General features: G+C 65.3%; 21 protein-coding genes. 10 read left to right on the top strand and 11 right to left on the bottom strand.

Annotated elements, in window-relative coordinates:
• Positions 1 to 99: 99 nt before the first annotated feature.
• On the bottom strand, positions 100 to 1,029 hold the full coding sequence (locus VK92_RS22385; protein WP_048024508.1) for a LysR family transcriptional regulator: 930 nt from the start codon (positions 1,027 to 1,029) through the stop codon (positions 100 to 102).
• Between the two features lie 153 nt (positions 1,030 to 1,182).
• A complete protein-coding gene (locus tag VK92_RS22380; RefSeq protein ID WP_048024510.1) occupies positions 1,183 to 2,436 on the bottom strand; it encodes an MFS transporter in 1,254 nt (417 codons plus the stop codon).
• Between the two features lie 942 nt (positions 2,437 to 3,378).
• Here VK92_RS22380 and VK92_RS22375 point away from each other — a divergent pair.
• The 6 genes from VK92_RS22375 (at position 3,379) to VK92_RS22355 (ending at position 12,341) form a co-directional block, all read left to right on the top strand.
• Positions 3,379 to 6,147, top strand: a complete 2,769-nt coding sequence (locus VK92_RS22375) for a type VI secretion system Vgr family protein (protein WP_048024512.1) — start codon at positions 3,379 to 3,381, stop codon at positions 6,145 to 6,147.
• Positions 6,148 to 6,289: 142 nt separating this feature from the next.
• On the top strand, positions 6,290 to 8,464 hold the full coding sequence (locus VK92_RS22370; protein WP_048024514.1) for a T6SS effector phospholipase Tle3 domain-containing protein: 2,175 nt from the start codon (positions 6,290 to 6,292) through the stop codon (positions 8,462 to 8,464).
• The gene (locus VK92_RS22365; RefSeq protein WP_197092546.1) at positions 8,461 to 9,942 is read left to right on the top strand and encodes a virulence factor; all 1,482 of its coding nucleotides are present in this window, start codon (positions 8,461 to 8,463) and stop codon (positions 9,940 to 9,942) included. The genes VK92_RS22370 and VK92_RS22365 overlap by 4 nt, the downstream gene beginning before the upstream one ends.
• 68 nt (positions 9,943 to 10,010) lie before the next feature.
• Positions 10,011 to 10,268, top strand: coding sequence for a PAAR domain-containing protein (locus VK92_RS40465; RefSeq protein ID WP_081052751.1), 258 nt, complete (start codon positions 10,011 to 10,013; stop codon positions 10,266 to 10,268).
• An 18-nt stretch (positions 10,269 to 10,286) separates the two neighbouring features.
• On the top strand, positions 10,287 to 10,592 hold the full coding sequence (locus VK92_RS22360) for a TrfB-related DNA-binding protein (RefSeq protein ID WP_048024517.1): 306 nt from the start codon (positions 10,287 to 10,289) through the stop codon (positions 10,590 to 10,592).
• Between the two features lie 270 nt (positions 10,593 to 10,862).
• On the top strand, positions 10,863 to 12,341 hold the full coding sequence (locus VK92_RS22355) for an aminotransferase class V-fold PLP-dependent enzyme (protein ID WP_048024519.1): 1,479 nt from the start codon (positions 10,863 to 10,865) through the stop codon (positions 12,339 to 12,341).
• A 97-nt stretch (positions 12,342 to 12,438) separates the two neighbouring features.
• Here the strand turns inward: VK92_RS22355 and VK92_RS22350 are convergent, their stop codons facing one another.
• Positions 12,439 to 13,230, bottom strand: a complete 792-nt coding sequence (locus tag VK92_RS22350; RefSeq protein ID WP_048024521.1) for a helix-turn-helix transcriptional regulator — start codon at positions 13,228 to 13,230, stop codon at positions 12,439 to 12,441.
• Between the two features lie 109 nt (positions 13,231 to 13,339).
• Between VK92_RS22350 and VK92_RS22345 the strand changes: the two genes are divergently transcribed.
• Both VK92_RS22345 and VK92_RS22340 read left to right on the top strand, forming a co-directional pair.
• Complete coding sequence (locus tag VK92_RS22345) at positions 13,340 to 14,419, top strand: alcohol dehydrogenase catalytic domain-containing protein (RefSeq protein ID WP_048024523.1); 1,080 nt, start codon at positions 13,340 to 13,342, stop codon at positions 14,417 to 14,419.
• A 138-nt stretch (positions 14,420 to 14,557) separates the two neighbouring features.
• A complete protein-coding gene (locus VK92_RS22340; protein ID WP_048024525.1) occupies positions 14,558 to 14,977 on the top strand; it encodes a hypothetical protein in 420 nt (139 codons plus the stop codon).
• A 17-nt stretch (positions 14,978 to 14,994) separates the two neighbouring features.
• Here VK92_RS22340 and VK92_RS22335 read toward each other — a convergent pair whose 3' ends face one another.
• Positions 14,995 to 16,095, bottom strand: a complete 1,101-nt coding sequence (locus VK92_RS22335) for a DJ-1/PfpI family protein (protein ID WP_048024527.1) — start codon at positions 16,093 to 16,095, stop codon at positions 14,995 to 14,997.
• Positions 16,096 to 16,183: 88 nt separating this feature from the next.
• Between VK92_RS22335 and VK92_RS22330 the strand changes: the two genes are divergently transcribed.
• Positions 16,184 to 17,194, top strand: a complete 1,011-nt coding sequence (locus tag VK92_RS22330) for a GlxA family transcriptional regulator (protein WP_048024529.1) — start codon at positions 16,184 to 16,186, stop codon at positions 17,192 to 17,194.
• Positions 17,195 to 17,229: 35 nt separating this feature from the next.
• Positions 17,230 to 17,433, top strand: coding sequence for a helix-turn-helix domain-containing protein (locus tag VK92_RS22325; RefSeq protein WP_048024531.1), 204 nt, complete (start codon positions 17,230 to 17,232; stop codon positions 17,431 to 17,433).
• Positions 17,434 to 17,498: 65 nt separating this feature from the next.
• Here VK92_RS22325 and VK92_RS22320 read toward each other — a convergent pair whose 3' ends face one another.
• The 7 genes from VK92_RS22320 to VK92_RS22290 all read right to left on the bottom strand — a co-directional run bounded on the left by VK92_RS22320 (position 17,499) and on the right by VK92_RS22290 (position 25,625).
• Positions 17,499 to 17,930, bottom strand: a complete 432-nt coding sequence (locus tag VK92_RS22320) for a hypothetical protein (RefSeq protein WP_048024532.1) — start codon at positions 17,928 to 17,930, stop codon at positions 17,499 to 17,501.
• 43 nt (positions 17,931 to 17,973) lie between these two features.
• Positions 17,974 to 19,821: a S10 family serine carboxypeptidase-like protein gene (locus tag VK92_RS22315; protein ID WP_048024534.1), complete on the bottom strand. Its 1,848-nt coding sequence runs from the start codon at positions 19,819 to 19,821 to the stop codon at positions 17,974 to 17,976.
• A gap of 732 nt (positions 19,822 to 20,553) precedes the next feature.
• The gene (locus VK92_RS22310; protein WP_048024536.1) at positions 20,554 to 22,368 is read right to left on the bottom strand and encodes an ExeM/NucH family extracellular endonuclease; all 1,815 of its coding nucleotides are present in this window, start codon (positions 22,366 to 22,368) and stop codon (positions 20,554 to 20,556) included.
• Between the two features lie 212 nt (positions 22,369 to 22,580).
• Positions 22,581 to 23,522 carry a CopD family protein gene (locus VK92_RS22305; protein WP_048024538.1) on the bottom strand — a complete coding sequence of 314 codons (942 nt, stop codon included), beginning with the start codon at positions 23,520 to 23,522 and terminating at the stop codon, positions 22,581 to 22,583.
• Positions 23,519 to 23,899: a copper homeostasis periplasmic binding protein CopC gene (copC, locus tag VK92_RS22300; protein WP_048024599.1), complete on the bottom strand. Its 381-nt coding sequence runs from the start codon at positions 23,897 to 23,899 to the stop codon at positions 23,519 to 23,521. The genes VK92_RS22305 and copC overlap by 4 nt, the downstream gene beginning before the upstream one ends.
• Positions 23,900 to 23,913: 14 nt before the next feature.
• Entirely contained in the window at positions 23,914 to 24,261 is a 348-nt protein-coding gene (locus VK92_RS22295) for a copper-binding protein (RefSeq protein ID WP_048024600.1), read from the bottom strand.
• A 68-nt stretch (positions 24,262 to 24,329) separates the two neighbouring features.
• Positions 24,330 to 25,625 carry a multicopper oxidase family protein gene (locus tag VK92_RS22290; RefSeq protein ID WP_048024540.1) on the bottom strand — a complete coding sequence of 432 codons (1,296 nt, stop codon included), beginning with the start codon at positions 25,623 to 25,625 and terminating at the stop codon, positions 24,330 to 24,332.
• Position 25,626: the final 1 nt, after the last annotated feature.

Raw genomic sequence — 25,626 nt, 5'->3', positions numbered from 1 at the left:
GAACTGCTTGTTGGATTCAACTCTAGGGGCAACGCACAGCAGCAACAAGGCAACGGACGGCGATTACGGCATTTGCGTTTCGCGAATAATCCGCACGGCTCAACGCACCCAGCCGCGCTCCATGAGGGGACGATCCCACGGGGATTCGTCGCCGATATATTCCGCGAGGAATTCGACCAGCGCCTTCACCTTCAGCGCCTGTCGCTGCGTTGCGGGATAAACGGCGGCAAAGTTCAGCGGCGCGAGCTGATAGTCGGTCAGGATCGGTACCAGGCGGCCCGCGACGAGCGCATCGCTCGCCACCAGAGTGGGCAGGCACACGACGCCACCGCCGGTCAGCGCGTATTCGCGCAACAGGTGGACGGAGTTCGAGCGAATCATGCCCGGCAGCTCCATTTCGACGACCTCGTCGCCGCGCGTCATCGTCCAGCGGTTGCGCGACGGATAACCCGAATACAGCGCGGTCGTGTGCTGCAGCAGGTCGCGCGGATGTTGTGGTGCACCATGCGCGTCGAGGTAAGCGGGCGACGCGCAAAAGAGGCGCCTGACGGTGAACAGGCGCCGTTCGATCAGCGACTCGGAGATCGGCGGAAAGATCTGGAACGCGATGTCGAACCCTTCTTCGACGGGGTCCACCACACGGTCGTTGACGATGACGTCGATCTGGATGCCCGGGTAGCGCCGGTTGAATTCCATCAGCGGCGCGCCGAAGTGATCGAGCGCGAAACCGGGCAGCATCTGGATGCGCAGCCGCCCGGTGGGCGTGGCGCGCAGCTCGCGCATCTGGTCCGTCAGCTCGTTGACGCGCCCCACGACCTCCGCGCACTCGCGATAAAACGCCTCGCCCACTTCCGACAGGCGCACGTGGCGGGTGCTGCGATGAAACAACGGCGCGTTGACGAACTTCTCGAGCTGCTGGATGCGGTTCGTCACGACCGAGCTGGTCACGCCGAGCTGCCGCGCCGCCTCGGCGAAGCTGCTCGCCTCCGCCACCCTGACGAATGCCTCGATGCTCAGAAACCGGTCCATGTCGCGCCCTTTTTCGACAGCGAAACCGGCAGTCTACCCGTGCGGATATCGGGTTGTGTCATGCGGGAGGCGTCACTGTGTCACCCAATCGATGTCAATCGCCGGCGGCGGCACCCGCCGCTCGCCGCATGCCCTGCCTTGTTCGCGCGGGCCTTACCGCGACTGCTCGCCGGCCGCCAGTTCCGGCTGCACGGCCACGCGGCGCTGCAGCACGGCCGGCGCGGTTTCCTTCAGCAGCAGGCTGACCAGGATGCCCAGCACGACCGCACACATCGGCAGCCACAGAATGTTCTGGATGCCAAAGTGTGCGGCGACGTAGCCGCCCAGCGCCGGCGCGATGCCGCCGCCGAAGATCTCGCCGACTCCCACCACCACGCCGATCGACGTCGACACGAGCCCGACGGGCGCGGCCTCCGTCGCCACCGGGCCGGACAGCAGCGACACCAGGCCGAGCGTGAAGAACGACGCGACGAACAGCACCTCGAACAATGCGAGCGGCTCCGGGCCGAGGCCGCGGAACAGATAGAGCATCACGGCCGTTCCCGCGAAGCCGACGATGCTCGCGAGACGGCGGCCGACCAGGTCGGACAGGCCCGGCAGCCCGAACTGCCCGAGAAAGCCGCCGAAGCCGATCGCCGACACGACGAGGCCCATCTTCTGCGTGCCGAGCGCCAGGTAGTCGGTCAGGTACAGCGGCAGCAGCGCACCGAGCACGAATACGCCCGTCATCGCGCAGCACAGTGCGGCCATCGCCACGAGGATGTTGCGGCTCCTGAGCACATGGCCGAGCGATGCCGGCGCATGTTCCGATGCGACTTCCTTCGCGACTTTCGGCTCGCGGATCACGAAGAACATGATCGCGCCGAGGATCAGGCCGGGAACCGCCACGAGCGCAAACACCCAACGCCACGACACGAAACCGAGCAGCTGCGTCGCGATGATCGGCGACAGCGCGAGCCCGAACAGTGCGAAGCCGCTTTGCTGCAGGCCGAGGTTCAGCCCGCGCCGCCGCGGATGCGACGCGTCGGCGGTCGCGGCAAAGCTCGTCGGGCAGAACGAGCCCTCCGCGACACCCATCAGGCCGCGAATCGCCATCAGCCCGAGCAGCCCGCCCGCGAGCCCAGAGAAACCCGACAGCAGCGAGAAGGCGATGATGGCCGGAATCAGCACCTTCCTGCGGCCGACCTTGTCGGAGATGCCGCCCATCAGCGCCGCGAAGATGCCCCACGACAGGCCGAGCACGCCGATGCAGTTGCCGACGTCCTGCGCGTTCAGGTTGAGGTCCTTCATGATCGAAGGGAACAGCGGTGCGATCAGCCAGCGGTCGAGGCCGACCAGCCCGAAGCCGAGCGCCAGAAGCGTGACCGCCTTCCACTCATAGGAGGTATCCCACTCGTTTGCTTTCATTTCCGTCTCCGTGGACACAGGTTCGCCTGCGCGCGACGGAGCGCCTGCGCATCAGCCAGGTCCGATGGTTTTTGTGTGCGATGTGAATCGCCGGGAAGCGCCGGCTTCCGCTCCGGTTCGACGTATCGAATCCGGCGAGCCGACGGCACAACGATAGGTGCAACGCCTGGGATCGGGTATCGAACGGGCGGCGAACGCGCCATTCGCGATATGCAAATAATCGGCGGCGGTGGGCGGAAATGACGGTGGGAAGGCGCGGAAGGAACGGCCGTGGGGGTGACGTGACGCGCGATTGTGCGTCACGGGGGAAATCCCTCATGGACATCCGGGTGACCGGGGGCTGGTTCGCTCACGCACGGCATGCACCCGATCCGGCGAGGCCGGACGAAACGTGCGGGCAACACATTTCGTATGACAAAAGATGCGTTTCGATCTTCTCGCTTACGCAGTTGCGCCATGACGAGCTGTGAAGGAACCCGCCTTCCACACTATCAAACCGAAAACGGCAAAACTGCTGTCAAGCAGACAGCGCATACCGGATGCACGAGCACGATCCTGCACACATCGATTTTTATATTTCAAATCCGCCTTATCCATACTCGAATTAAGACAAATCCAATTTCCAGTTAAAAACATCCAATCCGGTTCGGCATAGTTGCCCGCAACCTTCGCCTCCGAACCGTCCAGAAAGGGATAGCGACAAATACCACCCCTGACGAACCGATATAAGACTTTTCCAATTAAAACAAATGATCCAACCAAGCAATAAAAATGTCGAACACCGTTTCAGAGCGAATTGATTTTCATCTCAAAATACCAATAAACCTTTAAAAGCCCCATTGTTTGATATTCTGCGCAGCGAAATCACGATCACCGCTTCTTTACCGCACCGAGAATTCGACTCAAAAAAGATCAAGCCAGAAAAGCAACGAGATTGCCGTTATGTCGATAGCAACAGCATTACGAAACTTTGCGTCCGGCCTGGTCGACTGGAACAACCGGCCCGTCGCCTTGCACTTCGGGCAGGCGCAACACGCGATCGGCCATCTGCTGGCGCTTCATCACGCCGATATTCGCGAAGGACTGATGTCGGGAATCGACGGGCAGCTGACCTGCATCTCCACCCACGCTCATCTGGCGCCCACGCTGTTTCTCGGCCTGCCGGTGTCGGTCCGGCTGACGACCGACCGGGGCGACGTGCGGGCGATCAATGCGATCGTGCACGACGTGCAGGCCGGCCAATCCGACGGCGAGTTGACCGTGTACCAGTTGCGCATCTGCGATGCGCTGTCGTTGATGGACCGCCGCATCAATTCCCGCGTCTTCCGGTCGCGAAACGTCATCGACATCCTCGGCACGCTGCTGAACGAATGGCGGCAACGCAGCCCCGCGCTCGCGCGCGCGTTCGATTTCGACCTGTCGGGATTGCGAGCCGAACGTTATCCGGCGCGCGAACTGACGCGGCAGGTCAACGAGTCGGACGCCCGTTTCGTGCGCCGGCTGTTGCGACGCGAAGGCATCACCGTTTTTGCCAAGGCGTGGGCGGTCGACAACGCGCGTGGCTCCACCGACGAGCGGCCGATCCACACGCTCGTATTCTGCGACGACCCGCTGCGATTGCCGGAATCGCCTGCCGGTACCGTACGCCTGCATCCGCGCGATTCGGGAACCGCACAACGCGATACGGTGACGTTGTTTGCGCATCGTCAGCGCCTGTCCCCCGGCAAAGCCGGCCGTCCGTCGTGGGACTACAAGAAGGCGCGCATGGACGATTCCGCGATCGCGACGAGCATCGATCAGGGCGACGCCGGCAATGACCTGGCCCGGCTGCTGACCGATGTCGCGATCGACATTCCGCACGTCGGCGATTCCTGGAACGATCACGACCGCATCACGCACGACCGGATACTCGCCCACCAGTTCGCGGCGGAGCGCTACGACGGTATCGGCCACGTTCGCGACATGCCGGTCGGTTGCTGGTTCACGCTGACGGGCGACCCCGAACTCGACATGAAGCCGGCCGAGCAGCGGCAGTTCGTCGTGACGTCGGTACGGCACGATGTCCGGAACAACCTTCCCAAAGACCTGACGAGCCGCGTGACCATGCTGTACGCGGCCAGCCGGAACCTCGCGCAAGCCGACCCAACCACGCCGGGCGATGCGCCGGAACAGTCCGACACTCGCTATGAGAACCATTTCACGTGCGTGCGTCGCGGCGTGCCGCTCACGCCGTCCTACGATCCGAGAATCGACCTCCCACCGGCTCACCTGCTGACCGGCACGATCGTCGGCACGCAGGGTAAGGAAGTATTCTGCGACGCGGCCGGCCGCGTGCGCGTGCGGATTCATGGCTTCGATCCCGCCGATCACGAACACGCGCAAGGCGCCGGAACGAACGGATCGGCCGGCGACAGCGCACCGATACGCGTCGGCGCGAGTCTCGCGGGCGGAAACTTCGGCACGCTCTTTCTGCCCCGCGTCGGGATGGAAGTCTTGCTGGGCTGCCTGTCGGGCGATCCGGACCGTCTGGTCATCATCGGAGTGCTAAGCAACGGCGCGAACCCGCCCGCGACGTTCACGCATACCGGCGCGCTGCCGGGCAACCGCTACGTGTCCGGGATCAAGACGAAGGAAATCAAGGGCCATCGGTACAACCAGCTTCGCCTGGACGATACGCCGTCGCAAATATCCGCGCAGCTGGCGAGCGAGCATGCGCATACCCAGTTGAACCTGGGTTATCTGACGCAGCCCCGCAAGGATGGACACGGTGCCGATCGGGGCGAAGGCGCGGAGTTGCGTACCGATGCCGCGGCGGCCTTGCGCGCGGCCCAGGGCATCCTGTTCTCGACCTATGCGCGCACACGCGCGACCGGTGGTCAGCTCGATCGTGACGAACTGATTCAGCTGCTCGACCAGTGCATGACGCTGTTCAACTCGCTCGGCGACTATGCCGGCCAGCACGGCGGACGGGCCGCGGATACCGCCGGGCAGGAGAAGATCGTCGATGCGTTCCGTCACTGGAAGCCCGACCTTGCGGATACCGGTTCCGCTGGCGGCACGTCCGCCTTGATGGCGTTCGGCGCACAGGCGGGATCGCTGCACGTCACGCCCAGGACGCATGTCATGTATGCGGGCGAGAACATCGACCAGATTGCCCAGCGGCACGTGCAGGTCGCGAGCGGCGAGCGCATCAATCTGCACGCCGGCCATGGCGTCGCGATGTTCGCGCACAGCGGCGGCGTGTCGGCCATCGCGAATCGCGGGAAGGTGACGATCCAGTCACAGGACGACGACACGCAGGTGGATTCCGCGAAGAACATCCAGCTGACCGCGGCCGGCGGCAAGCTTGCCGGCATGGCGAACGATCAGGTCGTGTTCGTCACGTCGGGCGGGGCGTACCTGAAGCTGAACGGCGGCGACATCGAACTCGGGTGCCCCGGCACGTTCACGGTGAAGTCGGCAGGCCATGCGTGGGGCGGCCCGGCCAGCATGAGCACCGATATGCCGGCGTTCGACCACGCCCCGCTCGGCCGTGTACCGAAACTCGTTCGCTCGACCGACGGCGATGCGGTGGCAGGGTTCGACGGGCAAACGCAGAGGGGGGCCGGTGCGCCGTCGAACCTGACCACCGACGCGGCCGGTGAGCTGCCGGCGGTGCATGGCGATCGGTTCGACACGCTGTCGGTGCAGTTCATCAAGAAGGATGGTTGAGATCATGACCGATTCGATTCTCGATCCTCGGCCGGTAGCGAGTGCGCACGCCCATGCGCCGGTCACGAAGACTGATGCTCCCGACGCGACGGCATCGCGCTCTTTCCCACCGCCTATCGTCGTCGGCCGAACCCAAGGGCCGATGCTGTTCGACAAGGACAAGCGGCTCATCTGCGTCAAGCAACTGCCGTTGCCCGGCGTCGTCATCTTCGTCCACGGCGTCAACTCCGAGGGCGAATGGTACAAGGCGTCCGAAGAGGGACTGTGCAAAGGCCTGAATCGTCGGCTGGGACGGCTGGACGACCAGATGAAGTATCACGGGGTCGATGCCGGGCAGTTGACGCCTGCGAAGTACACCGAGAGCGTGACGCCGGAGGGGTTTCTGAATCCGGACTTGCTGCCGGACAATTACGTCATCCCCGATCCATCGTTCTCGCCCGTCATCCATTTTCGGTGGGGCTATCGCGCGACACTGGAAGAGCTGAAGGAATACGGCGACAAGATCTTTCTCAACGAGAAGGATTATTGGGGAGGCGGCCCGTTCACCAATGGCTGTTCGAGCTTGCCCGATCTCTGGCACGGCGGCCTCGACGACCGAGCCGTGGGGTGGATAACCGTGCAGGGGATCAACCCGACCAACCGGCCGCTGTATCGCGCGCCGCCGCGTGCCTATGGCGTGCTTGCCGCGTTGCGGCTTGCCAAACTGATCGAGTCGATCCGGAAGATGCGCGCTGACGTGCCGATCACCGTCGTGTGTCACAGCCAGGGGAATATCGTCGGCCTCACGGGCGCGTTCTTCGGTGACGCGTTACCGGAAGTGGAAGATCCGTGGGGGCGCAAGGGGCGATGCGTCGCGGATGCCTATGTGCTGGCGAATGCACCGTACAGCCTGGCGAACAGCGAAGGCCCGCACAAATCCGACACGTTCATGGACGCGTGGTCGCAACGTCTGACGAAGGACGCCACGGGCCGTCGCGGCCGACAGACCTACGCGGCGCGCACTCAGACGCTCCGCACCTTTTTGTCGATGATTGGCGATCGCGCTGCCCATGAACCGTCGCCAGACACGGTCGATGCAGACATGGCAAACAACCGGGTATCGCCGACGAGCAACAAGTCGTATACCGCACTGGCCGACCGCGCACGCCACGGCCTGAACGGATCGACGTACGGGCGCGTCACCGCGTATTGCTGCCCGCACGATCAGGTGATTTCGGCGATCACTGTGCAGGGCATCGGCTGGCGCGGCATCGACAGGCACGAACTGGCGGATATCGGCGTACACGGTGTCCTGACGCAACGCGTGTTTGCGTCCGGCTTCGATGTCGGTGTGCAGAAGCGCTATCGCTATTGGGAAGACGACTGGCGTTACGGCAAGAAAGGCACGAAGCGGGGCTTCTGGTATCCGCCGTCGCCGCCGGCGAAGTTCAATCTGGTTGGTGCGCTCAAGGGAAACGAGTCGATCTGGGGGATGGCGGCAACGCTGTTCTCGGCGCCGATCATGTTCGTCGCGACCGGGTTCAGTTCGGCAATGAACATGTTTCGCGTGAATGCCGATCCGCCGAAGGGTTGGGAGATCTGGGCGGACGCACCGGCGCTGGACGAGACGTTTACGCCACAGGCGTTGAGGTTCGACAAGCCGATTCTGACCGAGGATGGCGAAGCAACCAGTACCTTCAACGAAGGCAACGATCCGCCATCCGCATGGCGCGATGCGAGCAAGGCCGACGCGGACAAACGGGTCGACGATCCTTACGACCAGTACAAGGCGAAGAACAAGGACGGTGACGCGCACGGTACGGCCGCGAGTGAAGCCGGGCAACGTTACGAAGACCGCGCCCTGATGCGGATGGAAGCGCGCCGCACGTTGAACACGGAGTGGCTCGATAGCGACGGTCACGTCATCGGTGAAGACGGCAAAAGCGCTCTACCTGAAGGCTACAAGGAATGGCGAGACAAACAGATCGTGGATTGGCTTGATCGCGGTACGACGAACAGCCCGACGAACCACTCGACGACGATGACCAACCCGGAGCATGCGGAAAAGGCGCTTGCGTATGACGTGGCGATCGGTCTGTGTTATCTGACGCCTGATCAGATGTACGACTTGCGAATTGAAGCAGATTGGCGGATGGGTGAAGGTATTCCTGAAGAAAATCCGAACCGGAAATACTACGACTACTTTATGTCCGGGATGCTCGATCGAATGGCGATGCATGAATGGGTTCATGGAGACGATTGTGAGGGCAACATGCCCGCCAAAATCGTAGACGAGCGCGAAGGTCAGTTCTACCTGATGGCTGGAGGGCCGCTATGAAAGCTCTGATCGCCACTCGCTTCCGACGCATTGCTATCGCTCTTATGGTCTGGTTAATCGCGATCCCCCTGATGGCCACGTTAATGGCACATGTAGAACAACCGGACCCGGCGCACCTGGAAATTGGAGATTGGATGAAAAGATTCGTAGTTGTGCCCAGCTTACTAGCGCTCGTGGTCTTTCTATTCACCACAGCCATGTCGCGCCCAGCGCAAGCCGAGACAAGCCCCAATCCGGTCACTCGCGCAGTTCCTCAAATGGAAGAACCCGCCAAGCCTTTCGTTGCGCAGGTCGTCGGTCTGATCTGGTTGAATCCATTGCAACGTATGGACTACCCGACAGAGTGGCAGTTGTTGTGGGCACAAGGACTTGTTACTCCGAACTTGAACGACGATATGGTGCGAACGAAGCCTGAAAAATTCTCTTCACTTCGGTCAATTGGCGCACTTGTGTATGGCAATCGTGGGACAGAGACGTTCAAGGGCTTCTACGCCAAGTACGTTGATAAAGCCATACTGCTGCTTCGAACGCGCTACGGGATGAATTCAAAGTACTTCTACACAGTGGGCTCCAAGAATCAGAAGGACTGGCGCGAACTCGCGGGCATACGCGTTGAAATTGCCATTCCTTCTCGTCTCGACGCAACGTTCGCTCGATCGCGCCTGGTCGATCGAATGATGACATTCTATGAAATCGGCCCGCCGTCCCCCAAAACTCTGTGGAGCCGCGACACGCCTCCTGATGTGCAGATCACGCAAGGCGGTGCAAACGCCGGCTTCACATCACTGAACAACGCGCTGGACTATCTGCAAGCGAACCCCGACAAGAGCGTGTGGGTGATGAATTGGGACGCGCCGAATTTCCCGCCCACCGACGCCCAGATCAACGAGAACCTCGTCGTGCTCTTCCTCGCCGGCCCGACCTTCAACACCGAGCGCGAACCACTCGCGTGGATCGGCAAGGCCGCGACCGGCAACGCCGACGCGTTTCCGAAAAAGTCCGGCACGACACGAACGGTGCAAGCGTGGAAGGCAACCATCGATCAGGCGGCGCGCAACGCAGGGATCGCGATTCCAGATATCAGATACATCGTTCACGACGCCGGCACCGGTAGCGACGCCGCCTCGGCGCGACTTGTCGGCCTATCGCAGACACTCACCGAAATCCTGCCGGAGTACGACCACAAGAATCAGGCGTTCAACACCGCGACCTTGCTCGGCGACATGGGAACCGGTAGCGCATTGACCGACGTTGCACTGGCGATCGGCCGGACCAATCACTACGGCGGCAACGCGCTCGTCGCGGGCACGACCGACCCGAAACACCCCGCAGCCGTCGTGGTCATGCCACCGGCCAATCTCACGCCAATCGATCCGAACGAAGACTGGTTCCGTGCGCGTGGTGGAAACAACGCCTACCTGCCATGGTGGGGGCGTCGTCACGACACCAACTACGGGATGCAGGGCTATTCATGGTGATGCAAGCCGACGCGGCGCGTTGAGCACGAACGCGCCCGCCACACCAAATCACACTGGGAATGGGTTATATGCGAGGAATCATTCGAGTAGGCGACCAGCACACTCACGGCGGCAAGGTCGAATCCGGAGCGGCGACGAGCAAGGTGATGGGACGCGCGGTCGCCCGTGTCGGCGATGCATGTTCGTGCCCGCTTCACGGCGCCTGCGTGATTGCTGAAGGAGACGAGGCGTTCAATGTCGAAGGTCGCCCCGCGGCATTCCACGATCACAAGACGTCCTGCGGCGCGGCCTTGATATCTACCCTGCAAACTTCCGGGCGCATCTGAATGGCACCGATTCGACGCATGACGGCCGAACAGTTTCAGTTGTTGAGGCTGCACGATACGCGGATCAAGCCGGTGAACCGGTGGGCGTTGTTTGAAATCTTCGTCAAGGGCCGGTCGCAGCGCAAGCTCGCCGCCGAACTCGGCATCACCAATTCCGCCATGTCGCAGCTGGTACGGAGAGCGTGGCAGCGATATCTGGCATTGCCGGGCAACGACACGCGCCTGACCACCCTGACGATCACGATCCCTGCCCGGTACGAAAGCGCCTTGCGTGCATGGGTGCGCGACACTCACCGACGGGCCACGCTACTCGATCCGCTGTGACCACCCGGTCGAGCCGGGGGAAACGCCGCGCCCCCTTCCCCGTTTCGCAGACGTCGCGGAACGGTGCCACGTATCCATCGTTTCCACCGCAACCCTGAGACGGGGCCATCTCACGCGACGGCATCGATCAAGAAATAAATTCCCCCAACCTCCACAAAAACAAAACCACATTCCACGACAAGCCCAAACACCAACCCATTTTGGATCCTTTTTCCCTTCTGTCCCCCGTATCATTTCTCCCATTCTGAAAGAACAGAGCAAGAGACGGACATGAGCGAACCCACCACGCTGCACTACCTCGACTACGCAGCCACGACGCCCGCCGATCCCCGCGTGATCGAAGCGATGACGGCCTGCCTCGGCTTCGACGGCATCTTCGGCAACCCCGCATCGAGCTCGCACGCCGCCGGCCGGCTCGCGAAAGACAAGGTCGAGCAGGCCCGCGCGCAAGTCGCCGCGTTGATCGGCGCGGATGCCGACGAGATCGTCTGGACGTCCGGCGCCACCGAATCGAACAACCTCGCGCTGAAGGGTTACGCGGAAAACGCGACCGACAAGCGCCACCTGATCACGAGCCGCATCGAGCACAAGGCCATCCTCGACACGATGGCGAACCTGTCGAAGCACGGCATGTCGGTCACGTTCGTCGCGCCGACGCGCGACGGCGAAATCACCGCCGACGCGGTCGCTGCCGCCATCGGCCCCGATACGGGCCTCGTGTCGCTGATGCTGGTGAACAACGAACTCGGCACGCTGACCGACATTGCCGCGATCTCCCGCATCGTGCACGCGGCTGGCGCGCTGCTCCACGTCGACGCCGCGCAGGCGCTCGGCAAGACGCCGATCGACGTGCGCGCGCTCGGCATCGACATGCTGTCGATGTCCGCGCACAAGGTGTACGGCCCGAAGGGTATCGGCGCGCTGTTCGTGCGCCGCGACATCGCCAACCGGATCGCCCCGCAAATCCACGGCGGCGGGCACGAGCGCGGCCTGCGCTCGGGCACGCTCGCGACGCATCAGATCGTCGGCATGGGCGTCGCATGCGAACTGGCCGCGGAAAAACTCGACGGTGAAGCCGCGCGGATCGCGGCGCTCGGCGCGCGCCTGACGAACGCGCTCGCCGCGCTCGGCGACGTCACGCAGAACGCGGCCACGGCACGCCGCATCCCGCACACGCTGAGCCTGACGGTGAACGCGCCCGGCTTCTTCCCGTTCATGCTCGACGAAGCGCTTGCCGTGTCGTCGACCTCCGCGTGCAACTCGGCCAGCGGCGCACCGTCGCACGTGCTCACCGCGATCGGCCTCGACGCGGAGACGGCAGGCCGCACCGTGCGCGTGAGCTTCGGCCGCTTTACGACGGAGCAGGACGTCGATTTCGCGATCGCCTGTTTCCGCCGCGCGATCGAGCAGTGTCGTGCGACGGCCGCGAACGGGTTTTCCGCTTCGCGGCAGATCACGCCGGCCGACCTGAAGGCGATCCGCAACGCCGGCTTCCGCTCGGTGATCTGCAACCGGCCCGACGGCGAAGGCGCCGACCAGCCCGCATTCGACGAGATCGCCGCGGCGGCCCGCGAACTGGGCCTCGACGCGCGCTACCTGCCGGTCGAGCGCGACCGCATCGGCGAGGCGGACATCGACGCATTCGGCGCGCTGGTCGACACGCTGCCGAAACCGGTGCTCGCATACTGCGGAAGCGGCAACCGGGCCGGCATGCTGTGGAATCGCCTGTCGGCACGACGCACGGCCTGAGCCGGCACACTTCCGTCGTTACACCGCAACGTCCGCGTTCACGCGCGAAGCCGACGCTTCGCTGCCTGAACGCGCGGTGACGCCGGCCTACTCGGCCTCACGTCCCTTCATCGCCGTCCATCGGCGTATAGATCGCCAGCTTCAGCGCGGGATCGTCGTTCGCCTGGAACGTCGCATACTCGTAGCGCTGCGTGCCGCGTTGCGCGTGGACGAGCACCTTCTCGCCCGACACGCCGCTGCGCACGTCGTGCTCGTCCCACCATTGCGCGAACTCGACGCTGCCGGCGCGCAGGCGTTCCACCAGCGCGACGAATGCCGGCTCGCTCGCGTAGAGATCGTGGTTCGTGCGAAACAGCGCGATCATCCGGCGCGCCTCGTCGGCCCAGCTCGCGGCGAAGAGCGCACGCGCGTGCGGCTCGACGAACATGTAGACAAGGATGTTGCGATCGGCTTCCGCCAGCCGGTCGAAGCCGAGCAGTTCGGCCGCGGCGGCATTCCACGCGAGGATGTCCCAGCGCCGCCCGGTCACGTATGCAGGCTGCTGAAGATGGGCAACGAGCCGCGCGATCGCGGGCGGCACACGCTCCGGCACGAACGCACGCGCCTCGTCGCGCCGTGCGAGCGTGCGCAGATGGGCAGCCTCGGCCTTGTCCAGCCGCAATGCGCGTGCCAGCGCGTCGAGCGTCGCATCCGACGGGCTGACGTCGCGCCCCTGCTCGAGCCGCACGTACCAGTCGACGCCGATGCCGGCCAGTTCCGCCACTTCCTCGCGCCGCAGGCCGGGCGTACGCCGGCGTGAACCGCCGTGCAGGCCGACGGCATCCGGCCGCAGCTTCTTGCGCCGCGAGCGCAGGAAATCGCCGAACGGCGTTCGCGTGGTGACGGTCATCGGGTTCGCTCCATGCAGGGTGGTATTGGCCGATCCTGGGCTCGTGCCGAGCCTTGTTGCGGATTCTAAGCCTGCCAGAATCGATGGGCCCCCTCCATCAGGAGCCCTCATGAAAGCTGCGATTCTGAAGTCGCTCGGCCTGCCGCTTGCTATCGAGACGATACCCGACCCCGTGCTCGGCACCGGCGAGGCCATCGTGGATGTCGTCGCGACACCGGTTCTGCCCTACGCGCGCGAAGTGTTCAACGGCGAGCGTCGTTATCCGCTCGAACTGCCGATGGTGCCCGGCTGCGGCGCGATCGGCCGGGTCCGTCAAACCGGCCCCGACGCGACGCAGTTGCATCCGGGCGACTGGGTGTTCTGCGATCCGACCGTGCGCTCGCGCGACGATGCGCGGATGCCCGACATCGTGCTGCAGGGCTGGAGCGCGCGCGGCGAAGGCGGCAAGCAGTTGCAGCGCTACTTTCACGATGGTCCGTTCGCCGAGCGGCTGCGCGTGCCGACCGAGAACGCGGTACGCATCGGCGATATCGCCTCGGCCGACACCGCGCGCTGGTGCGCGCTCAATACGCTGCTCGTGCCGTACGGCGGGCTGCTCGCGTCCGACCTGCGCGCGGGCGAGATCCTGCTCGTCAGCGGTGCGACCGGCAACTTCGGCAGCGCATGCGTCGCGGTGGCGCTGGCAATGGGCGCGCGGTGCGTGGTCGCGCCAGGCCGCAATGCGCGCGTACTTGCCGACCTCGAACGCCGCTTCGGCGACCGCGTGCGCACGGTCGAGCTGACCGGCGATGAAACCGCTGATCGCGCCCGCATGCAGCGGGCAGCGCCGGGGCCGATCGACTGCGTGATCGACCTGATGCCGCCTTCGGTGCCGGCGACGACGGTGCGTGCCGCCGTGATGGCCGTGCGCCCCTACGGGCGCATGGTGCTGATGGGCGGCGTCGGCATGCTCGGCGGGGCGGGGCTCGAGTTGCCGTATCCATGGATCATGCGCAACGACATCACGCTGCGCGGCAAGTGGATGTATCCAACGGAAGCGGTGACGCTGATGGCGGGGCTGATTCACGGCGGGCTGCTCGATCTCGGGCAATTCGACGTGACGACGTTCGCGCTCGACGACGCGAACGATGCGGTCGCGCATGCAGCCGCGAACGGCGGGCCGTTCAAGGTGACGGTGATCGCGCCCTGACCTCGGCACGCGGCGATCGTGGCGGAGCGCGATCCGGTGGAAAGCGCGCGCGAAACACTGCGCGAGTGTCCACCGGCCAAGCCCGGGCGCCAGTGAATTCCGGCACAATGCCCGTCGTGTCCGTCACCCGAAACCCGCATGCCCTGCCCGTCAAACTCCCGCGCGCGGAAGCGCGCCGACGCCGGCGCCCCTTCCTCCGACAGCTCGAGCAACCGGCGGCGTGCCGGCCGGGCCGCCGCGCTGCTGCTTGCCGTGAGCCTCGCCGCGTGCGACGCGACGCCCGTCCCTGACCGGCTCTCGGACTTCGATGCGACCTACGCGATGCAGGAGCGGTTCGGCCTCGGCGACGTGTTGGTATTTCTCGGGTCCTGCATCGGCGCCAAAAACCCGACGTATCCGGGCCAGGCCGCCTGCACCGCTGTCATCTACTCGAACGGCCACGGGACGGAAACGCAGGCCGATTTCCACTGGAACGGGAAGAAATGGGCGGCCGAGCCCACCCAGTCGCAGGATCTCCTGCCTTACCCCGATCCCAGGCTCGCAAAGTGGGTGAAGTAAGCGCGCGCGACGCGCCGCTACTTCGGATACTCCAGTTGCAGCGCGACCCAGCCCGATGTCGCGTCTCCGTAGCGTGCCGCGATGTCTCCGAGCACTCCCGGAAGCACCGATTCGCCACGCCGTCCGGCCGGCATCGCCACGCGCGCGTGCCCGGCATTCGCCGGCTGCGCCAGCAACCGCAGCCCGTGCCTCGACTCGATCACACGCGCGCCCGCCGTCGCGACGACGTCGCTGCGCCAGGTCCGCGCCCACGCGTCGGCGGTCAATGCAACCGGAAGCTCGTCGAACCCGTCTTCGACCGGAAGATCGAACGTCTCGTGCCGCCAGAACGCGAGGCGGTTCGTCAATGCGACCGTCACTGCCGGCGCGCTCAACACGAACCGGCTGCCGTCATGAACGTCGCTCCATGCCTGCGCGCCGACGCGCCGTGCAGTCTCGCGCGCCGCGGCCGGCCCGGCCAGCGCACTCACCAATGCCAGCGAAGCGGGAATCGACGCCGACACGCCGGTCGTCGTCATGACGTTGCCGTCCATCACATAGCGGCGATCGTCGACCCACGTCGTCCCGGTAAAGCGGCGACGCAGGCGATCGCGCGAATACCAGTGCGACGTCGCCGTGCGCTGCTGGAGCAGGCCCGCATTCGCGAGGACTTCCGCGCCATCGCAGATCGCCACCATCGTCGCGCCGCCAACGGCCTGCTTGCGCAACCACGCCAGCACCGCCGGCCGGTCGGCACCGTGCAACGCGGGAACGATCACGACATCCGCCCCGGCCGGAACGGTCGCGTCGAACCGGTCGAACGTGGTGTCGGCCAGCATGCGCAACGCGGGCATCAGTTCGACCTCGCCTTCGTCGGCCGATACGGCGACGACATCGGCCGCACCGGACGTCTTCAGAATCGCGTACGGAACGATGAAATCGGTCGTCTCCGTTCCTGCATTGTCCGCGACGATCGCCACGAGCGGTCGCACACGGCCCGCCTTCGGCGCGCCGACCGCAAGCGCTCGTGCGACCGGCGGTGTGTCCTCCGCGCTCACCGGTGCCGCCAGCCCCGCCGCACACGCGCCCAGCATCGCGCACACGAGCAGCACTGCTCCGCCTGTCTTCCCTGACCGCATCGTCCATCCGTATTCGTCGATTGCACGTCCGGAAAATTACAAGGATCATGCTCGCGGTCACAAGGACAACTCCACCGCACTTTCCGCCATGTCCCAGTCAACCTGTTCGGCACGCGACATCGTTGTCGTCGGCTTCGAAGGCGTCCAGTCGCTCGACATCACGGGCCCGATGGAAGTGTTCGCGGTCGCGAACCGTCATCTTCCCGACCATGCGCGGCCGTACCGGCTCACGCTCGCGTCGCAACACGGCGACGACATCGTCACGCACGCGGGCCTGCGCCTCGCCGGTACGGCCGCGCTGGCGGCACTGCCGGGGCAGATCGACACGATCGTCGTCGCCGGCGGCAATGAAGCGGCGCTGCGACACGCGGCGTCGGAAGCCGGCGTGCTGCCGTGGCTGCGCACGCGGATCGCGGACACGCGGCGAATCGCGAGCATCTGCACGGGTGCGTTCGTGCTCGCCGCGGGCGGATGGCTGGACGGCAAGCGCGCGACCACGCACTGGAACCAGTGTGCGACGCTGCAGGCGCTGTGCCCCGACGCGCGAATCGAACCGGACGCGATCTACGTGAGCGATCCGCCGTTTCATACGTCGGCCGGCGTGACGGCCGGCATCGACCTGTGTCTCGCATTCGTCGAGGCGGACTGCGGCGCGCCGACCGCGCTCGCGGTCGCGCGCGAACTCGTGCTGTTCGTGCATCGTCCCGGCGGGCAGGCGCAGTTCAGCGTCGGGCTCGACATCCAGGCCAACGCGACGCCGCGCATGCGGACGCTGCTCACCGGGATCGCCGACGATCCGACCGGCGACCTCGGCGTCGCCGCGCTGGCCGCACGGATGCACATGAGCGAACGCACGTTTGCGCGCAACTTCCTCAAGGAAACCGGGCGATCGCCCGCGCAGTTCGTCCTTGCGGCACGCGTCGAGCGCGCGAAGGCGCTGCTGGAGCGGGCCGACTGGCCGCTCGAGCGGGTCGCCGAGCAGTCGGGATTCGGCAGCGTCGACGCGTTGCAGCGCGCATTCGCGAAGCAGGTCGGCGTCTCGCCGCGCGACTATCGCGCCCGCTTCGGCGCGAGGCGCGACCGGCAGCGGATCGCGTAAGCCGGCGCACCGCGCAATACGCGTTCCAGGATACGTTGAACCTGAACCCCATCACGTACCTGCGGGACGTGACGCTGATTCACGTACGCCGCGAGCTCCGGCTCGGCGATTCCGTAACGTCCGCAGCCCCCAAATGGGGCTTCCGGCACCAGAGCAGTTTCGCGCGGGACCATCGCGCGATGTTCGGCGAGTCGCCGTCGGCCACCATCGCGAAGCGCCATGCGCGCCACGCAACCTGAACGCCTGTCACCTTCCGGCGGCCGGTGCGAACGATCCCGCACCGGCCGCCGCCCTGCCTGCTACGTCACTCGTCCTGCTGATCCTGCTGCGCCTGCACCTGCCGCTGCTGGATGAACTGCCGCACATCGCTCATCGTCACGCGGCCGGTGTGCTTCGCATCGATCTCGTCGAAGTGCTTCGACACGAAGCCGAGCCCGCTGCTCTGCGCCTGCGCCTTCGTCACGGCCGCGCCGTTGCTCAACACCGTATTGGCGCCGAGCCGCGCATCGACACGCTGCTGCGCCTGCTGCTGCAACGTCGCGCCGGTCGACGGCAGCACCGGCGCCGCCCGCGTGGCAGGAAAGAACGGACCGTCGACACCGTGCCCGCCGTGCGGCAGCTTCACCGGCGCCACCGACTGCGGCGGCAACGCGTGGGCACTGCTCATCACGGCACCGAGGACGATCAACGGGGACATACGCCGCATCAAATTGATTAGGGACATGATCACTCGCATTCAATGGATGAATAGAGGGTTCCTTTGACAAGGAGTCCGTCGCTCACGGGGCCGCCGCCAGCGTCGTCGCGGCCGTCGCGCCCGGGACGCTGCCGGTCGGCACGCTCGGCGGGTTTTCATCCGGCCACGGCGGCGGCAGCGTATGCAGCGTCAGTGCCGTCGGAATCCGCGCGCCCTTGTAGAACGTCTTCAGGTCCCGCTTCATCTGCGGACGGGCGACGTCGTCCAGGTAGATCATGTGGCCGCCCTGGAAGAAGTTCACCTGCAGCTTCGGATTCAGGCCCTTCACCGTCTGCAGCCGCGCGAGTTGCTTCTCGGTGTTGAAGAACGGCGTCGCGAGATCGTGGAAACCGTTCTCCGCGAGCACGCGAAGCTTCGGGTTGAGCTGCAGCGCACCGAGCAGATCGGGGATCGTGTCGGGCATCGGCTGGCCGTCGTGCGAGAAGTCCCAGACGCCGATGATGTTGTCGTTCAGCGGCAGGTACGTCGCGTTCGGGGCGGTGTAGCCGAGGTAATCCGGCATCTGCGTCGCGAGCGCGTTCGTGAACGGCTGCGAAATCAGGATGTCGGACGGGTCGCCGTCGTTCTGCAGCCGCGGATCGGAGTTCGGCAACGACACGCGTCCGTCATACCGGCCGATCGTCGTCCCGGGCAGCAGGCTCGTGCCGAACGGATTCGCGTTGAAGTAACCGCGCAGCGCCTGTTGCGTGAGGCTCGACGGGATCGACCACAGCTTGAGCGTCGCGTCGCTCGGGAACACCGGCGTGCCGAGCGCATCCGGAATGCCCAGCTGGCTCAACACCCACGACTGCGAATACTTCTGCAGCTGGTTGTAGATCAGCGTCGTGAACAGTTCCGTCTGCAGTGCGTACAGATCCTGGTTCACCGGTGCCGGCGAAACCTGGTTGAAGTACGCCGCGACCGCCGCATAACCGGGCAGGTAACCGGCCACGGTATCGGTTTCGAGCAGCAGCCCCTCCGTCGACTGCGTGATCGCCACGGCTTCCACCGCATCCGCGAAGTAGTTCAGGATTGCAGACTGCAGCACGATGCCCGTCAGGTGCACGCCGGCCGATTCGAGCGCCAGCGCGAGCATGTCGGTACGCGGCGTGCCGTACGATTCGCCGTACAGGTAGATCGGCGACGTGCTGCGGCTGTTGACGTTCAGGTAGCGCTGGATGAAGTCGCGCATGATGTTCACGTCCGCATCGGAACCCCAGTACTTCTGGTTGGTGTTCGGCAACACGGCTTCCGACAGCCCGGTGCCGGGCGGGTCGATGAACACGAGGTCGGTGGTGTCGATCAGGCTGTCGGCGTTGTCGACGAGCGGATAGTTCGGCCAGTTGCTGCCGAACCCCGGATCGGGCGTGGCCACGCGGGTCGGCGCGAACGAGCCGAGACGCAGCCAGATCGACGACGAGCCTGGGCCGCCGTTATAGACGAACGTGACGGGGCGCGGCTTGCCGTTCTTGCTCGGCGCGGTGTACGCGACATACGACATCGACGCTTCCGCATTGCCGTTCGCGTCCTGCGCGGTCAGGTGGCCGGTGGTCGTCGTGTAGTTGACGGTCGTGCCGCCGTTTTTCCACTGGTAATGCATGACGGCCGCTTTCTCGGACACCTGCGCGGGGGCGAGGCCGTCGGTCGCGTTCATCGAATAGGCGACCGGGTCGACGTAAGGCTGGTTGGCCGCAGGCGCCTGACTGCTGGCCGCTTGCGCGCTGGCCTGCTGGCTGGCCGTTGTCTGCGCGAGACTCGATGCGCCGACGGACGACGAATCGTCGCCGCCGCACGCCGCGAGCGCCAGTGTCATCGCGGTCAATGCGCCTAGCCCGGCCATCCGGCCGCGACGGCCATGGCGGCTGCCGGTACTGCTCCTGTCTGGTTTCATCTCGTTCCTTGTGGCTGGTTCGGATACCGCTTCACAAAGGCCGCCCTCACTGGCGAGACGCGCAGCAACACCCGCCACTCGCGCAAAGGCGGTTGGGATCGGACTGCTTCAAGAGACTGAACGTGATACAGACACAGCAAACTGCTGGCGAGAATCGTGCTTGAACCGCCCCCTGCAGTTTGGACTTCTTTTCTGATTACCGAAATTTACGACATCGACAAAATAGGCGGTGCTGCGCCGCGTTGTCAAAGATCATTCCGATATTAAAAATCCCGTAATGATGCGAAGGGCCGCCAGTGTCTGGCATTTGAAAGAAAACGGGATTATTCGTGCAAGGTGCGTCTTCTCGGCAATGCCGCGCCGAATATTTTACTTTTCGCGCACAACGACGAAGCCTTTACTGCATTGATGCAGCACGCTCAATACCTTCAGATCGACAGGATTTTTCTTTCATTTTTATTATCGCCAATCGATTAATGCATTGCGGCGAAATGCAGGCTCGATTCGAGGATTCGATTCACTTCAATCATTCTTCAATCCCGGGCTTATGCATCCCCGCCATCCATAAAATACCGATCTCGCGGAATTGCATCGGTTCCAGTGGAATTATTTACCCGATATCCGGCCGGGTTTGTCGATGCGCGAGCGGCGTGCGATTCATCCGCCGCCGCCCGCGCGACGACGTGCGCACGTTCCGCACGTCGTCCATCGCGAAGCCGGTTCAACCCGAGCTCAATGCCCGCCGCCCGGCAGCGCGATATCGATCAGCACCGGGTCGTGATCCGACGAACGATACGCGTCCGGCGCGTAGAACGTCTTCTGCTGCTCCGCCGATTTGTAGGCGAGCGTGTACTGCAGCGCGAGCGGCTCGTCCGCGTTGATGTGCCATTCGTGCACGGCCTTCACGTGCGACGCGAGCGGCAGCGTGGCGAGCGCGTGATCGAGATAACCGGCTTCGCCGTTATACACATAGCTGTACGCATTCGGGCCGATCCAGCGCGCGACGAGGTTGCGGTAGCCGCGCGATTCGAGCGTGCGGATCGGGTCTTCGTACGTGTAGCTGTTGAAGTCGCCGATCAGCAGCACGCCCTGGCCCGCGACGCCCGTCGGGTTGCCGGCGAGCCAGTCGGCCACCTTCGACGCCGCGCGCGTGCGCGTCGGGTTCCAGCAACCCTGGCCGTCACCCTGGTCGAGATCGTCGTTCGCGGCGTCCGGGCAGTTCTTCGACTTCAGGTGGTTGACCGCGACCGTCAGCGACTGCTTGTTGCCGCCGACCAGCCGGAACGACTGCGCGAGCGGCTGGCGGTTCTTGTCGTCGATCGCGAGCGTGGCCGCGCGGCCGACCGGCTCGACCTTGCGGCTGTCGTAGATCATCGCGACCGTGATCGCATCGCCGCCGAGGCGCGACACGCCCGGATCGACCACGCGCCAGTGGTTGCCGAGCTTCGCCGCGAGCTGGCGCACCGCGCTCAGTTCGCCGTAGCCGTTGTTCTGGATTTCCATCAGGCCGATCACGTCGGCATCGATCGCCTTCAGCGCGCTGACGATCTTCGCTTCCTGGCGCTGGAATTCCTGGAAGTTCTTCGCACCGCGGTTGTTCGGATCGTCGAAGCCGCCGCCGAGACCGTTGCCGTTGAAGTAGTTGAGGACGTTGAACGACGCGACGCGCAGGTTCGATTTCGGATCGCGCGCGGGCGCGTTGGTGCGCGGGTTCGTGCGGGCTTCGAATGCCGGCACGGCCGCGCCGGGCAGCGGCTGCACGCGCCATGCGCCGTAACGCACTTCGAGCACGCCTTCGACGTCGCGCACCGTGTAGCCCGCACGCAGCGTGTTCGCGGCCGACAGGCCCGGCGCCGGATACGGCACGGTCGCGGGGTTCTGCTTGTTCGAGCCGTCGTCGAGGATCAGGCGGTTGCGCGCGTTCGCATCGATCTGCGTCTGTGCCTGCGCGGGCGGCACGACGCTCGTCGGCGTGCGCAGGCGACCGTTGCTGAGCATCACGCTGCCGTAACGGCCGAGTTCGTAGTTGTCGGTGACGTTCAGCGTCTGCGGCAGGCGCACCAGCATCCCTTCATACGCGGCGAATGCGTTCGGGCTGTCGACCGGCAGCGTGAGCGTCGCGGGCGTGACGGTCTGGCCGTTCGCGCACACCGCGATCGCGCCCGACTGCGTGAGCTGCGTCTGCCCGTACTTCTCCTCGACCTTGCCCGTCACATGCACGAGGTCGCCGGCCTTCGCGCGCACTTTCGGCGCATAGACGAACAGGCCCTCGGACACGCCCGGCTGGTTGCGGCGCTGCGCGTCGGCCTGCTGGACGAAGAAGCCGCCGAAGCCGTCCGTGCCGCCGAAATCGGCGGTGACGACGGCTTCGATCGACACGTTCTGGCCGGCGAGCGGCGACGGCGCGCCCGGCCCCTGGATATCGGCGATCGGCGTCGTGCTGCCGCCGCAGTTCGGGCTGACGGGCGCGGCGGTGGCGGCGAAAACCGGCGCGGCGAGCGTCGGGAGCAGCAATAGCGGGGTGAAGAGGCGGATTGTCGAGCGCATGACAGGGAATCCCGGTTGTGAGGGTGGCGAAAGCTTAGCGGCGCTCAATGACAGTTTTTGGTAATCGAAAGACAGGCCGATGTAATTGTCGTCATCACGCCGCGATCGCCATCGTTCGCATGTCCGGGCCCGAAAATGCGGGGGAAATCGTCCGACAAAAAATTCGTGCTCGCGACGATTCCCCCGCGTGCCTTCGCTCATGATCCGCCGCGCTAAACCGTCCCCGGCAACGCGCTCGACACCAGCACGGCCGCCACCATCAGCACGCCGCCGAGCACGACCGCCTCGACCCGCAGCACCGCACCGAATTGCCGCAGCGGGCCGGCCGGCATCGCGGCGGCCGGGTCCTTCAGCGCGGCCAACAGCTTCGGCATCCCGAAGAAGCGGTTGTGTCCGCCGAGCGCCGCGGCAATCAGCACCAGCGCGAGCTTCAGCAGCAGGATCTGCCCGTACGTCGACGCGAGCAGGTTGGCGGGCGTATCGACGCCGCGCCAGCCGTTGTACGCGCCGGTCGCGAACAACACGATCAGCGCATATGTCGATGCATCGGACAGCGACTGCACGAACGATGCGCCCGTCGTGCGTTCGCTCGCGGGCAGGCCGGTGAGCCGCGGCATCACGCCGAACGCCGTCACGAGCACGAGCCCGACCCACGCGCTGATGGCCAGCAGATGCAGCCAGTCGATCCACACCGGCACGCTGAACAGCCCCGCGTCGACCGGATGCCCGCCGTTGCTGCGCGCGAGCGCGACACCGGCGAGCGCGGCCCAGATCGCGAACGGAAAGCGCGAATCGCGCGCTCGCCTGACGAACGACAGCAGCACGACGACGAGCATGAATACGGCGCCGGCCAGCCACGCATGACCGAACCCCGTGCCCGCGAGCATCGCGCGGACGGGCGGCCCTGCTTCGAGCATCGACACGTCGCTCATCAGTGCGCAGTGCGCCCAGAACGCGGTGATGCTGGCAAGCAGCGATACGACGGACGCGATGCGCAGCGTCGCGACGAGCCGCCGCCCGATGCCGTGCTGCCACGCCGACGCGCCGCGCGCGAGCCAGTGGCTGCCGAGCAGCGCGCCGACGACGACGGCGAACCCGGCATTCTGGATCGCCACCGACACGAGCCGCAGGAGACCGACGAAGCCGTCGTTCACCCTTTCACCCGGAACGTATAGGCGCCCTTGGTGCGATGCGCATCGGCCGTCATCGCGACCCACTGCACCGTGTACGCGCCCGGCGCGAGCTTCGGCATCGCAATGGTCATCACGCGCGGGTTCGAAGCATCGATCTTCGCCTTTTCCTGCGTGACGGTGTTGCCGTTCGCGTCCGACACCTTCACCGAACTGAACGTCGGTTCGAGGTCTTCGTTGAAGGTGAGCCGCAACGTGTCGGGCGCCGTGTCGACCGTGCTGCCCGTCGCCGGTGCGGCGCTTTCCAGCTTGCCGTGCGCCGACGCGGCGACCGGCGCGGCCGCGACGATCGCGCCGGCCACGGCGATGGCGGCCAGCCGCCTGAGAGTCGTGATCTTCATGTTCATGCCTCGCGTCACGGCTTCTTCAGCTCGACGACGGTCAGCGCGCCGTTCACGTCTTCCGCGACGAAGTCGATCTTGTCGCCCGCCTTCACCTGCGACAGCATCGCCGGGTCCTTCACCTTGAACACCATCGTCATCGCATCCATCCCGAGGTTCTCGAGCGGGCCGTGCTTGATCGTCAGCCTGGCCGCAGCCATGTCGACCTTGCGGATTTCGCCGTGCGACATGCTCCGCTTTGCCGCGGCTTCCTGCTTCGCGCCACCGCTCATGTCCATCCCGGCCATGTCGCCTGCCGCGTACGACGCGGCGGAAAACGCCAGCGCCCAACCCGTTGCCATCAAAACCAGTCCCTGCTTCATCATGTCGACTCCCGTGTGAGTGAATGGAAACCGGCGGCCGCATCGGTACGGCCGCCGCATGCTGCTGCTCAACCGTCCGGCAGTTCGCCGGTGTACTCGTACGCGACGGTGCCCTTCGGATGCCTGAACCAGCCCGGATCGCGATAGTCGTTGCGGCCGAGGCCCTGCCGCACCTTGCAGACCGTGAACATGCCGCCCATCTCCAGCGGCCCGAACGGGCCCGTGCCCGTCATCATCGGCAGCGTGTTGTCGGGCAGCGGCATCTCCATGCTGCCCATCGCGCCGCCCGTGCTGCCCATCGCCATGTAGTCGGGCACGAGCTTGCCGATGCGCTTCGCGAGATCCTGCTGCGGCACGCCGATCAAATTCGGCACCTGATGCCCCATCGCATTCATCGTGTGATGCGACTTGTGGCAGTGGAACGCCCAGTCGCCCGGGCGATCGGCGGTGAACTCGATCGCGCGCATCTGCCCCACCGCGACATCGGCCGTCACTTCCGGCCAGCGCGCCGCCGGCGGAATCCAGCCGCCGTCGGTGCCCGCGACCTCGAAGCTGTAGCCGTGCAGGTGGATCGGATGATTCGTCATCGTCAGGTTGCCGAAACGAATCCGCACGCGGTCGCCCGCGCGCACCGGCAGCGGATCGATGCCCGGGAACACGCGCGAGTTGAAGGTCCACATGTTGAAGTCGGTCATCTCGTTCACGCGCGGCGTATAGCTGCCCGGATCGATGTCGTACGCGGCGAGCAGGAACACGAAGTCGCGATCGACCGGCATCGTGCCGCGATCCTTCGGGTGCACGATGAACATGCCCATCATCCCCATCGCCATCTGCACCATCTCGTCGGCGTGCGGGTGATACATGAACGTGCCGTGCGCCTCGAGCTGGAACTCGTAGACGAAGGTCTTGCCGGGCGGGATATGCGGCTGCGTGAGGCCGCCGACGCCGTCCATCCCGTTCGGCAGCCGCAGCCCGTGCCAGTGGATCGTCGTGTGCTCGGGCAGCCGGTTGGTCACGAAGATGCGCACCTTGTCGCCTTCGACGGCCTCGATCGTCGGGCCGGGCGACTGGCCGTTGTAGCCCCACAGGTTCGCGTTCATGCCGGGCGCCATCTCGCGCACGACGGGCTCGGCCGTCAGGTGGAACTCCTTCCAGCCGTTCTTCATCCGCCACGGCAGCGTCCAGCCGTTCAGCGTCGCGACGGGCGTGTACGGCCGGCCGTTCGGCGGCACGAGCGGCGGCTGCGTGCCGGTTTTCGTCATCGTGGGCGCTTCGGGCAACGACGCGGCGCCGGCCTTGCTGACCATCGCCGCACCGAGCAGCGCGGCGCCCGAGTGGCTGAGAAATTGTCGACGGGACACCATG

It is taken from the genome of Burkholderia sp. LK4 (assembly GCF_001043615.1).
GTDB lineage: Bacteria > Pseudomonadota > Gammaproteobacteria > Burkholderiales > Burkholderiaceae > Burkholderia > Burkholderia cepacia.
Note: the sequence above shows the minus strand (reverse complement) of the source record. Positions and strands in the feature narration are given on the sequence as shown.

Coding starts and splice junctions, on each gene's coding strand:
- VK92_RS22385 (WP_048024508.1), bottom strand. CDS start 1,029: ATGGACCGGTTTCTGAGCATCGAGGCATTCGTCAGGGTGGCGGAGGCG.
- VK92_RS22380 (WP_048024510.1), bottom strand. CDS start 2,436: ATGAAAGCAAACGAGTGGGATACCTCCTATGAGTGGAAGGCGGTCACG.
- VK92_RS22375 (WP_048024512.1), top strand. CDS start 3,379: ATGTCGATAGCAACAGCATTACGAAACTTTGCGTCCGGCCTGGTCGAC.
- VK92_RS22370 (WP_048024514.1), top strand. CDS start 6,290: ATGCTGTTCGACAAGGACAAGCGGCTCATCTGCGTCAAGCAACTGCCG.
- VK92_RS22365 (WP_197092546.1), top strand. CDS start 8,461: ATGAAAGCTCTGATCGCCACTCGCTTCCGACGCATTGCTATCGCTCTT.
- VK92_RS40465 (WP_081052751.1), top strand. CDS start 10,011: ATGCGAGGAATCATTCGAGTAGGCGACCAGCACACTCACGGCGGCAAG.
- VK92_RS22360 (WP_048024517.1), top strand. CDS start 10,287: ATGACGGCCGAACAGTTTCAGTTGTTGAGGCTGCACGATACGCGGATC.
- VK92_RS22355 (WP_048024519.1), top strand. CDS start 10,863: ATGAGCGAACCCACCACGCTGCACTACCTCGACTACGCAGCCACGACG.
- VK92_RS22350 (WP_048024521.1), bottom strand. CDS start 13,230: ATGACCGTCACCACGCGAACGCCGTTCGGCGATTTCCTGCGCTCGCGG.
- VK92_RS22345 (WP_048024523.1), top strand. CDS start 13,340: ATGAAAGCTGCGATTCTGAAGTCGCTCGGCCTGCCGCTTGCTATCGAG.
- VK92_RS22340 (WP_048024525.1), top strand. CDS start 14,558: ATGCCCTGCCCGTCAAACTCCCGCGCGCGGAAGCGCGCCGACGCCGGC.
- VK92_RS22335 (WP_048024527.1), bottom strand. CDS start 16,095: ATGCGGTCAGGGAAGACAGGCGGAGCAGTGCTGCTCGTGTGCGCGATG.
- VK92_RS22330 (WP_048024529.1), top strand. CDS start 16,184: ATGTCCCAGTCAACCTGTTCGGCACGCGACATCGTTGTCGTCGGCTTC.
- VK92_RS22320 (WP_048024532.1), bottom strand. CDS start 17,930: ATGCGAGTGATCATGTCCCTAATCAATTTGATGCGGCGTATGTCCCCG.
- VK92_RS22315 (WP_048024534.1), bottom strand. CDS start 19,821: ATGAAACCAGACAGGAGCAGTACCGGCAGCCGCCATGGCCGTCGCGGC.
- VK92_RS22310 (WP_048024536.1), bottom strand. CDS start 22,368: ATGCGCTCGACAATCCGCCTCTTCACCCCGCTATTGCTGCTCCCGACG.
- copC (WP_048024599.1), bottom strand. CDS start 23,899: ATGAAGATCACGACTCTCAGGCGGCTGGCCGCCATCGCCGTGGCCGGC.
- VK92_RS22295 (WP_048024600.1), bottom strand. CDS start 24,261: ATGAAGCAGGGACTGGTTTTGATGGCAACGGGTTGGGCGCTGGCGTTT.
- VK92_RS22290 (WP_048024540.1), bottom strand. CDS start 25,625: ATGGTGTCCCGTCGACAATTTCTCAGCCACTCGGGCGCCGCGCTGCTC.